8 protein-coding genes are annotated in these 10,539 nt (G+C 57.9%); 1 reads left to right on the forward strand and 7 read right to left on the reverse strand.

Annotated elements, in window-relative coordinates; all coding sequences use genetic code 11:
- Positions 1-774: 774 nt before the first annotated feature.
- Entirely contained in the window at positions 775-1,083 is a 309-nt protein-coding gene (locus ABS772_RS23740; protein ID WP_350397149.1) for a DUF6966 domain-containing protein, read from the forward strand.
- A 57-nt stretch (positions 1,084-1,140) separates the two neighbouring features.
- Here ABS772_RS23740 and ABS772_RS23745 read toward each other — a convergent pair whose 3' ends face one another.
- The 7 genes from ABS772_RS23745 to ABS772_RS23775 all read right to left on the reverse strand — a co-directional run.
- Positions 1,141-3,195: an ATP-binding protein gene (locus ABS772_RS23745; RefSeq protein ID WP_350397150.1), complete on the reverse strand. Its 2,055-nt coding sequence runs from the start codon at positions 3,193-3,195 to the stop codon at positions 1,141-1,143.
- A gap of 4 nt (positions 3,196-3,199) precedes the next feature.
- The gene (locus ABS772_RS23750; protein ID WP_350397151.1) at positions 3,200-3,409 is read right to left on the reverse strand and encodes a type II toxin-antitoxin system ParD family antitoxin; all 210 of its coding nucleotides are present in this window, start codon (positions 3,407-3,409) and stop codon (positions 3,200-3,202) included.
- A 176-nt stretch (positions 3,410-3,585) separates the two neighbouring features.
- On the reverse strand, positions 3,586-3,876 hold the full coding sequence (locus tag ABS772_RS23755) for a hypothetical protein (protein WP_350397152.1): 291 nt from the start codon (positions 3,874-3,876) through the stop codon (positions 3,586-3,588).
- 916 nt (positions 3,877-4,792) lie between these two features.
- Entirely contained in the window at positions 4,793-7,777 is a 2,985-nt protein-coding gene (locus ABS772_RS23760; RefSeq protein WP_350397153.1) for a DEAD/DEAH box helicase, read from the reverse strand.
- The gene (locus tag ABS772_RS23765) at positions 7,774-8,601 is read right to left on the reverse strand and encodes a Hachiman antiphage defense system protein HamA (protein ID WP_350397154.1); all 828 of its coding nucleotides are present in this window, start codon (positions 8,599-8,601) and stop codon (positions 7,774-7,776) included. Before ABS772_RS23765 ends, ABS772_RS23760 begins: the two co-directional genes overlap by 4 nt.
- A gap of 1,081 nt (positions 8,602-9,682) precedes the next feature.
- Complete coding sequence (locus tag ABS772_RS23770; protein WP_350397155.1) at positions 9,683-10,213, reverse strand: cupin domain-containing protein; 531 nt, start codon at positions 10,211-10,213, stop codon at positions 9,683-9,685.
- Positions 10,214-10,384: 171 nt separating this feature from the next.
- On the reverse strand, positions 10,385-10,539 hold a 155-nt coding region (locus ABS772_RS23775; protein WP_456238272.1), incomplete at its 5' end, for an EF-Tu C-terminal domain-related protein.

Here is a 10,539-nt window from a genome sequence, read left to right on the forward strand (position 1 = left end):
TTGCTGGAACAAGCTCAGAGGCATCCTGAGCGAGATCTGATGCATCGGGGATCCTGGGAGAAACAGAAAAAGCCGCCCCGAATGTCGGAAGCGGCTTCGAATGGAATTTATGCAGTCTGTCAGATTTCTAACACAGATCTGTCGATTTGTCAACTTTGACTGTCCGATTACACCCCGACAGCCGTTTCCCTAGTTGGTTTGGGATGTAGTCCGACACCCGAACAAGGCGGACGCAATTCAGGGACGCGCGATGGGGCAATGAGGCTAAGCCAAAAGCAGCCGGCATGGTTGCGACGGGGGCATTCCGTAGCCCGAAGAAGGCTGGACCCAGTTTCCGGCTTCAGCGTTAAGCCTGGATAGGAGGCACCGATGGCCGTGCGTGATCTTCCGTCCTGCGCTTTGCTGTTTTCCGTTCTTATGACGGGAGGCGCGACGGCGCAGGGCATGGCGTTGACGGTGCCTCCGGCACCGGACCCGTCGCAGGCTGCGGAGCCCTCAGCCCAACGACCCTGGGCGCTCACCAGCCATGGCGCAATCAGGGACGCAGGTGGCCGACTGCCCAATCAAACGACAGGTCCAAGGCGTGAGCGGGTAGTGCGCGATATCTGCATCGGCTGCTAGGCACGTTCGACGCTGTAGGGCTCTGTCTACGAGCCCTTCTTCTTCCGTTTTTATCGTGTCAGTGGGCTGGCAGCCACCTTTGCGGCAAATTCCGAGCGATGCTCTAAGTTCGCAGTGGGTGGAAAACAGACCTGAAGATGCTACGCTGGCGTCATGTCCCTCCACCCAGAGGTCGCCGAGTTCGCGACCGTCCTGCGTGCCCTGGAAACGCATCTGCAAACGTACGATGAGCCCCACTGGGCGGCGCAGGTGGAGCGTTGCGCGGCATGGGCGGAGCGCTCCGACTATTACGGGGTGGAGCGCTACCTCGGGCTTCTGGGCGGGATGGGCTCGCTGAACGATGTCGTCCTGCATCGCGAGGGTCGCCGGCTCGTGGCAGAGAACGACGAGCTTCAGGCTCTGCTCTCGCGGGCCGGCCGATTGGCTGGCGCCCTTCGCAGGGAGCCGCGAGAACCGTCGTAGGTAGAACTTCAGCTAAGGGTGGAAAGCCGAAGTTGAACTGCAGCTTGTTACCGGACGCTACTCTTCGCCGAGGCGCCTGGGGCGGTCGGGCATGGCAACTGCCTGCAGGGTGCGCGAGAGCTGTTCGACCGAGTAGGGTTTCTGCAGAAGTTCGAACCCGTTGGTGCCGGTCTGCGCCAGAACGTGGCTGTAGCCGGAGGTCAGGATGACAGGCAGGCCAGGATGAAGCCGCCGGATCTCACGGGCGAGATCAACGCCGTTCATGCCGGGCATCATCACGTCCGTGAACACCACGTCGAACCGAGCCGCGTTCTCGGCCAACTCCGCCAGAGCTTCCCCGGCATCGGCCGCCCAGACCGTAGCGAAGCCAAGTTCGGCCAGCGCCTGCGTGGCGAACGTACCTACCTCGACGTTGTCCTCGACCACGAGGACGCAGGTGCCATGGCCATCCATCACGGGCATCGGCTCGCCTCGTTCCGGCGCCTGGACCGCGTCTCCCACACGGGGAAGATAAAGCGTGAAGGTCGTGCCATGCCCGACCTCGCTCTTTACGATGACCTCGCCATGTGACTGCTTGGCAAAGCCGAACACCTGGCTGAGCCCGAGACCGGTGCCTTGCCCGACCGCCTTGGTCGTGAAGAACGGCTCGAAGATCCGTCCCAGCGTCTCCTTCGTCATGCCGCAGCCGGTATCGCTGATGGACACCGCCACGAATGGCCCATCCACCGCCGGGTGGGCGCGCACGGGCGGCATCCGCTCGACGGCCCGCACGCGAACGGTGAGTTGCCCCTCGCCCTCCATCGCGTCGCGAGCGTTCACGGCCATGTTCACCAGCGCCGTGTCGAACTGGTTCGGGTCAGCATTCACGAAGCAGGCGTTCTCCGGCAAGTCGGTCACGACCCTGATGCGCGAGCCGGTGAGCGTGCCAATCATGTCGGAGAGTGCCCGGACGCTGTCGCAGGCCGCGAACACCTTGGGTTGAAGTGTCTGCCGCCGTGCGAAGGCGAGGAGCTGGCCGGTCAACTTCGCGGCGCGATCCACGGTGTCGGAGATCGCCTCGATGTAGCGGGCGCGTCGTCCCTCCGCGAGATCTGGCCGCTTCAGGAGGTCGGTGGACGATTTGATGACGGTGAGGAGGTTGTTGAAGTCGTGCGCCACGCCGCCGGTGAGCTGGCCAATAACCTCCAGCTTCTGCGACTGCCGCAGCACGTCCTGCGCGTCCTGAAGCTCAGCCTCCGCCCTGAGCCGCGCGCTGATGTCGTGGGCTTGGTGGAAGGCGCCAAATACCTTTCCCTTGGCATCGCGGAGGGGCGTGTAGCTGATCTCCCAGCACGGCTGGCCGAACTCGGCCCGGCCGAACACGGCTTCGACCTTGTACGCCTCGCCGGCCAGCGCCCGGGCCATGTTGGCGCGCATCATGGCGGCTTGCTCGGGGATGAACAGATCGGGGAAGACGTCGCCGACCTTCGTGTGGAATCCGTTGACCCGGAAGAACTCGTCGTTGTGGGCTTTGTTGAAGGCGATCAGCCGGTACTCCGTGTCGAAGACGCAGATCGGCGCGGTATCGGACTGGACGATATTCTCGTACAGGTCGCGCTCGGCGGTGCGTGAGGCGAGGCGCTGGTTGGCATCGAGGTGGAAGCCGATCAGTTCGGCGAACATCTTGAACATGCCCACGACCGCGGGCGTGTTCAGCTTGGCGGGCTTGGGGTCGATGGCGCAGAGCGTGCCGAAGAACGTGCCGTCGGGCAGCACGATGGGCATCGAGATGTAGCTCTGGAAGCCGTACCGGGCGGGCGTGTGGTGCTCGCAGAAGGCGGGATCCTCGGCGACATGGTCGATGACGACCGCGGTGCCGCTCTGCCGGATCTCGTGGCAGATGGTCGTCTCAAGGCTCAACTCACCGCCAGGCTTGAGGCCGAAGGCGATGTCATCCTTGACTGCGCAGGCCACCCAGCGGTCCTCGGTGACGCGCGCCACGGCCGCGAAGCCCATTCCGGTGGTTCGGCACACCACGTCGAGGATCGTGGGCACGGCCGCGATGCTCTCGACCGCGACGACGTCGTTGAGGAAGCTCTGTAGGAGCGTCGGGGTAGGTCTGGGGTCGGTCATCGAATCAGCGGCCTGGACGATAGTCCGCACGGGCCCCTTCGTGGGCTGCCGGGCGCGCATTGGCAGTCAATGCATGGTCACGCTCGATCAGAAGGCGCAGTCCGGCTCGCACCACCTCGCTCGCGTTCGAGTAGTGACCCGATGCGACCTGAGCGTTGATGTAGGCGGTCAGTTCGGTCGTCAGGGAGACGTTGCGGGTCGGCGTGTTCGACATGCCATTGGTCTGTCACGCTTGGGCGGGACCGTCAAAGGTTGCCAACCACACACCCCGGACCCAGCAAGAGTACCGAGGCGACATGGCCACGAAGCGGACGCCCTGAAGGTCCTAGAAGGGTCGTTTGCAGACCATCGGGGAGCGGAGCCAACTGCATCGCACTGGCCGGCACTTATTCAGGTAGCTCTGAGCGTATCGACGGTGCCACGGCAAGACGGTGCAACATCGGCGACAACCCGCTCCAGAGGCGTCAAGCCGAGCCAGACGCCCGCCGCCGTCGTGACGGCCCACGAGTAGTCGTCGCCGACGCGCTGAACCAAGGTCGGCAAAGCGGAGGATACACAGGCTTGCGCTTGGGAAATGACCTCCGGTGCCACCTTGGCTTGGCGAAGACGCTCGGCCACCTCTGCTTGCACGGGCTGTAGTATCAGGGTGCTGGCAAGGAAGTAGGCGACGCTGGACAGCATGACGGAAGCTCCTTTCAACGCCCGGCGACGCGATCCGACATCCTGCAGGCGATCGCCAGCGCCCACGCCAACGATCCCTGGATCGGGGCCGCTCGATACAACGACAGAGACGAGAAGGGCGATCCAATCCCTGCTCGATGATCTCTCTCAGATTGGAGGCCCACCCCAAAGGCAGCTTCGCAGTCCGGGGCCCAATCCATCAGCCGGCGAGACGCGCGGAGATGGCTGCCGGAGGGACCGATGACATCTGCCCCGGCATATGGGCGGCGCTCGTCAGAAGGCTTAATCCGAGCGCGGTAACGATCAGCGCGGCGGTGACGGAGGCGATATGAAGCGACATGGTTGCACCCTTGGATAAGGCGCGGTCTCTGACCATCAGGGGCCGTGACAAGGAACAAACCAGGATATGGGTCAGCGGCTCCAAGCCTGAGGTGCGTATCAGCACCCTCCCTTACCGAGCCCTCTCGCTGTGTTTGATCGCCTAGCCAACGCATCGACTCACAAAGGCTGTGACGCGGTCCGAGGCAACGAACGTCTTGCGGCACTGATCCCGGCGGCTTTCCATGGGCTGGCATGGACCTGACGGGAGCAAAAAGATCTGCCATGGCCCAACTCGACGGCCAATGTGGTGACGGCCGATTTCATGCCTTAGGCAGTCCCGTCCAGGGTATTGGTCCGTCTCCAAGACTAAAATTTTTGTATCAGCTCATAAGCGTTGATGACGCTGAAGATACCCGCCGGAGACTTGGCTTAGTACTGATATTTCGAGAAAGATGGGGGACAAAAAGTCAGTATGCCAAAGGGCTCAAGATCTATGCAATCTCAAGAAACAACCTCTAAGTATTTTGTTGGTAAGATAGCTCGCTTTTAGATTATTCAATTATATTGAGGCAGGTTTCCTGTGTTTTCAAGCAGGCTACGGTTTGTTCGAATATATGATTTTCAGAGTAGGATCGATCCGCCGTCTGTCTGAGCCCTGAACGGCTCTTTCAATCTCTGACCAAGGAGCGTTGTAAAACCAACCTAAAACATCAGTATCACGACGCCTTGATCTGAACTTACTGGACAAACGCGAGGCATCAACCCGCTCAATGTTGAGCTGCATTACAAGCTGGAGTGCATCAAAGTTAGGAACCCCCTCTGACGCCAATGCTGATAGATCACGAACGCCGGTTCCAGTTACCAAATCTCTCTGAGATGCTTCGTGCTCAATAAGCTCATGCAACCCGAAAAGTCCCCACGGAAGTAGGTACTGAATGCGGCCATATATTGTAGCAACCAGTTTTCCGAAATCGGACTGATCCATACTAGAAAGTGGAATTCCCTGAATCCATTTCGTCGCAATGAAAGACGTAAACCCACCAAGCTCGCTACCCTCAAATGCTAGTAGGTTCTTCGCGACGGGCCCAAGCATATAACCCAGTCGATCGAAATTTACAACCGCTCCGCCTACAACGCAATTGCTAAACTGTTCTATTTGCCAGTCCTCGCGAGTGGATAGCCAATTGTAAATGTTTCTTTGCGTCTCAAGGGACCAACCCACACGTGCTGCGATCTGCATCAAATCTGCGTTGTCGTCCGTTGCGCTACGAACAACGAAACGCTGCTGCGTACTCAGATGTCGTGCATATGCCCGACCCTCAGATGTGAGCTGACGGGAAGCTAAAAATCCCAACGTAAACTCATCATCCTCATCATCCTCGAAGTCAATGATGCCGGAACTGCTAGCATGTGCATAGCCAACTCGCATAATGTTTATAAGAGCACGTATCTCGCGAGCGTCGGAAGTTATCTTATTGTCAATTTTGATATTTGATAGCGGCACAGTTGTAAGGACGTCCTGTGACAGACGCCCTGTTTCCACCATGTGCTTAAGCTTCATGATTCCTGTAGCCAATGCTGACTTAACAGGTGGTATGTCAGCGAGTTTTGTTCTAAGATAATCTTCAAGGCTATAGTTCTCAAGTTTTTCTGCCCAAAGTTCAGGGCGATATAAAATGCAGTGGCCTTCGGTGTCGATGCCGAAGCGGCCTGCTCGCCCTGCAATGTTCCATAGAGCCCTGGGACTAATCTGGTAATTTCGTCCAACAAGAGACTCTACTATCACAGTTGAAAATGGGAAATTCACTCCCTCAGCGAGAGTGGTGGTTGCACAAATCACGTCCGCTTTCCGAGACCGTATTGCATCTTCAATGGCTGTTCGAACACGGGGCGGGATCTGAGCATGGTGATACAAAACACGTTTGCTATAATACTCTCTCAGCGGGCATTCCGCATACAACTCACGTTCAATCCAAGCGTCGAGCTTCTGCGAAGCTTCATCACTGGTATCCTGCTCCACCTCTCGCAACTCAGCTACCAGCTTTGCAATGTCTTCTGCTGCGCCAGTGCTTGTACAAAGAACGAGGACGATCCCGTGCTGCGAAAGATGGTGAGCTAACAGGGCAAGACCACGTCGCGGATCAACAGGCAGATCTTCAGAGATCAATGTATATGGCGGGCTTGATGCAAACCGTAATATCGCGGATCCGCCTCTTCCTCTCTCGAGGATTCCAACTCGAAGTTTGCTTGTTCGTGAGTCTATCATCAAAGACTTGGTTTTTCCTGCCGGTCCGAGCCAATCAGTTAGCTGATTGATGTTAGGTGCAACGGCGGAAAGCTGCACTACTCTTGCACTCCCTGGGACAAGCCTCCTGAGCCTCCATAGATAAAATTCGAGAAGAACACCTCTCTGTGTCTGCTCGATATGATGCGCTTCATCGACAATGATGAGGGAAGTGGCTGCAAGAAAATCTGGATCGACACGCAGCAGGAGGTCTGCACGCTCTGGCGTGAAAACGAGAACGTCTGCGTTGTCCGAAGATTGGGGAATGCGCTCGTGGACAGTGAGATGAGCGCCCACTTCGATGACAACGGCGCCAATCCCCTTCAACGAGTTTGCTAAATCATTCGCAACCTGTCGAACCAGTGCCCTACTTGGGCATAGATAGATGACTTTTTTGCCCGGATGCTTTGCAAGCGTATCCGCTATGACCAACTTTGTCAGGGCAGTTTTGCCGGTGCCTGTTGGCGATGCTAAACCAAAACTCTTGTATTCATCTGAAAGGATTCCGCTTTCGATCGCCTCAACTTGAGCTGGCCAAAATTCGACTGGTAATGCTAGATGACGCGCATTTTCAGCTGCTACCGACGAGTGCTTCCTAAGAATGGACTGCGCAGAATTTTCAGTTCGCAATTCGATGAGGGTCGCCAATGAGAGGAGGTCATCACCTGTAATCGGCATAACAAAATCTGCTGCTAGGCCGGCGAGTAATCGTATCGCTTTCGATGGAGCTAAGCCATTTCTTCCTAACTGTATGGACAATCCGGCTTCTTGAACTGCCTCGCCTATAGCTCGATTTAATAAGTCATCAATTTTCGCTTTAGAATGTCCGTCAATTCCCCTTAGCCTTGAACGAGCTGCGTCAGGAGATGACATAGCTCCCCAAAGCGAATCTTTGGCTCTGGTGAAAAAGTCTTGAAGTCGTGGATCTATATCGTTTCGACCGGCGTAAGTGCTGCTCGCGCCCGGCAAACCCGCAAGATCGTACAGCAATATAGCTTTCAGTAAGGAAAGGTGAGCGGCTTCGTAACTTGAAGTCGATGAGATAGCAAAACTTGCTTCGATATCAGCTGCGTACTGACACAATTGTCGGGCTGTACCGGCGCGCGGATTGTTCCACTCTGAAGCGCCCGCGATTACGGCCTGCGAAAAGCGGGTCAGACTGGTACGTTCGACGTGAGATAGCGGTTCTGGTGGAAGGCCGAACCGGTAAAGCAGCAAGTTGCGTTCGAGTTTTTGGTAGCCGTGCACAAACCACTGTTGGGATAAGCACGGCTCAAGATCTTTAACACCAATCATGATTTTTTGATCAGCTCTTTGATATCGTCCCAAATCGCGTATGCACTAGATGTTATTCGTGCGACGTCAGTCACAACAAGGCCGTAGTAATCGAATGAAATTTTGCATGGCGACGACAGAATAAAGTCGTCATCTTCTGAGTTTATCGTTGACGAATTTGTTATACTGATTCCTAGATATTTCAATTTGGGTCCTGGCGGACGGAGATCTGCCTTAATTTTTGTTCTAACAGCCTCTTGGAAATTTTTGTCGAGATTTTCTCGTATCCGTACCAGCTCCATTCGCGGCTCTTCAGCTTCATAGCCATCAAGTGAGGTGAGCATTTGTTGCAGGAGGCCACTTCTGTGGCTTTTGGTTTTTGTCTTCTCGGTTGGTAGTATGCTTGATTTTGCTTCAACAAAAATGTATTCGTATGGTTCGCTGCTTACGTTGACAAACAGGCCGTCCATTTTGTGCGCATTTGTGTTTTCTGAAGTTGTCATTGACAGTTTACTATAAAGCCTTCGGATATCTAACTTCTCCTCCAGATAACAGCAGGCTAATATTTCACTTCCATGACTATTCCGAAATGATTCGACCGTCGGCGCGGTTGCCATCAGATCGACCATAAGCTCGAGTGCGTTGTGTTGCGCCTCGAAGTCTTCGATCACGCTATCGAGTTTTCTATAATGGTAGGGCAGCGAACCTGAAAGATGTTTCTCGATTTTATATCCATTGTATGTATCGTGTAGCACGGTACGAAAGCCTGTGCGAACTGCTGTCAGATTTTGACCGCTGATCTTCAAAGCAATTTCAGACGCGAAAAATCGGCTGAGTTTCGACAAGGTCACATTCCAAACCAATCGCAAGCTTTTGTATTGCCGGCGTTGGCAACCCTGTCCAGGGTTGTACGCATTTTCGGTTTGGTACGAACGGTGAATGCGGGCCTACTGTTGTCGGGAGGCCGCAACTTCTCTTTTGTAATCCCTTCTTCCGACGATGCTGATGGACATTGGGGCACAGGACCGGTACACAAACGGGCGGTTGTCGCCAGATCGGACGCAATAATATCAATGACTTAGGGGCAGGGACGGCGAGTCCTTTCCTGGGCACCAACGGATCTCCAAATTCTGAGATCGTTGATCTTCTGAGTTTCAATCCCGTACCTGCGAAGGGTGCGGGATTTTTTGTTGCCTGAGCAGGCGTGCCGCGTGCGCGGAGCCGCCGGCACTCAGCTCGAAAACGAGCCGAAGCCCTCGAAATCGGTTGTTGGAGGAATGCGTTTGACGGGCGCGCAAGGCTGTCCGTGGGGCGTGTGGTTCGCCGTATCGACGGGTGCCGACTTTGCCGGCCCAGGAATATTCATTGCGGACACAGTTTTACCGCTACGCTTCCCGCGATTGAGCATAGCACGGCCATTCGACATGTTGAGGTCGCGCATCGGATTGCCTTGTTGGCGAGGAATTATTCAGAAAGTGCGCAGTGAACGCGCGCTCCGTGTTCATGTTCCGGGCCTCTGCGCCGCACGGGCCGTGGCCCGGCCGAAGCCGGGTTCCGCAGCGGGAGGCACGACCGACGTCCTACCTCCCGGGCATCGGATCCAGGACGAAGCGCCGCGTCTCGGCGCCCGCACCGTCTTTTCAGACACGTGGGTGACCGCTCCGATCGCTGCACCGCTCCAGGTGGAATGGGACCACGTTGAAAGGGGGACGCGCCGGCCGCACGCGAACGGGGCGAACGCGGCGGCCGGCGCGCTCGCGGACGGGAGCCCGAAGGCTCGACCGCCGCGATCCATGATGGCTGCCTTCAACGCGCGTGGCGGCCGCTGGCTCCCGGCCGGCGTGCGAAGGGATCGGCGGGCGGAACGCCCTCGCCGACCTGCCGCGTCACGGATGCCCGCCGCCTCGCCGAGCGGCCGCGACGGGGTCACGGCTGCTTGTGGATCGGATCGACCCAGTAGACGGTCTCGGGGCGCTCGGCCGCCTCGACGTTGGGCAGGTTCACCACCACCGCCTCGTTGTCCGAGCGCACCAGCACGCAGTGCAGGGGCTCGTCGGTCGAGGCGTTGATCTCCTGATGCGGCACGTAGGGCGGCACGAAGATGAAATCGCCGGGCCCGGCCTCGGCCACGTATTCGAGGCGCTCGCCCCAGCGCATCCGGGCGCGGCCGGAGACGATGTAGATCACGCTCTCCAGGGCGCCGTGGTGGTGCACGCCGGTCTTGGCGTCGGGCTCGATCGCCACCGTGCCGGCCCAGATCTTTTGGGCGCCGACGCGGGCGGCGTTGACTGCCGCCTGCCGGAACATGCCCAGCGTCTGCGCCGTGTTGGGGTCGAGCCGGTCGCCGGGGATCACCCGCACGCCGTCGTGCTTCCAGCGCGCCCCGGTCGCGTCAGGTCCCGCCGCGTGATCGTGAGGCGCGTGGGGATGGGCGTGGCCGTCGCCGCTGTCGTGCATGTCGATCCTACTTTCGCAGGCGCCATCATCGCATGGCGGCGCGCGGTTCGGAAAATCCGGGATCGGCGACGGCACGAAAAAAGGGCCGGCATGGCGCCGACCCTTTTCGGTGTTCGAAGATCGCGACGGGTTGGGCGCACGACCGAAGCCCGTGCGCCCAACCCGAAGAAATCAGTCGTTGATGGCGGCGACGACGCCGGCCCCGACGGTGCGTCCGCCCTCGCGGATGGCGAAGCGCAGCTTCTCTTCCATGGCCACCGGCACGATCAGCACCACGTCCATGGTCACGTTGTCGCCCGGCATCACCATCTCGGTGCCCTCGGGCA

Source organism: Methylorubrum podarium, assembly GCF_040270385.1.
Taxonomy (GTDB): domain Bacteria; phylum Pseudomonadota; class Alphaproteobacteria; order Rhizobiales; family Beijerinckiaceae; genus Methylobacterium; species Methylobacterium podarium.

What these genes read in the sequence shown, in the direction of transcription:
- ABS772_RS23740 (WP_350397149.1), top strand. Translation starts at nt 775, where the DNA reads ATGTCCCTCCACCCAGAGGTCGCCGAGTTCGCGACCGTCCTGCGTGCC.
- ABS772_RS23745 (WP_350397150.1), bottom strand. Translation starts at nt 3,195, where the DNA reads ATGACCGACCCCAGACCTACCCCGACGCTCCTACAGAGCTTCCTCAAC.
- ABS772_RS23750 (WP_350397151.1), bottom strand. Translation starts at nt 3,409, where the DNA reads ATGTCGAACACGCCGACCCGCAACGTCTCCCTGACGACCGAACTGACC.
- ABS772_RS23755 (WP_350397152.1), bottom strand. Translation starts at nt 3,876, where the DNA reads ATGCTGTCCAGCGTCGCCTACTTCCTTGCCAGCACCCTGATACTACAG.
- ABS772_RS23760 (WP_350397153.1), bottom strand. Translation starts at nt 7,777, where the DNA reads ATGATTGGTGTTAAAGATCTTGAGCCGTGCTTATCCCAACAGTGGTTT.
- ABS772_RS23770 (WP_350397155.1), bottom strand. Translation starts at nt 10,213, where the DNA reads ATGCACGACAGCGGCGACGGCCACGCCCATCCCCACGCGCCTCACGAT.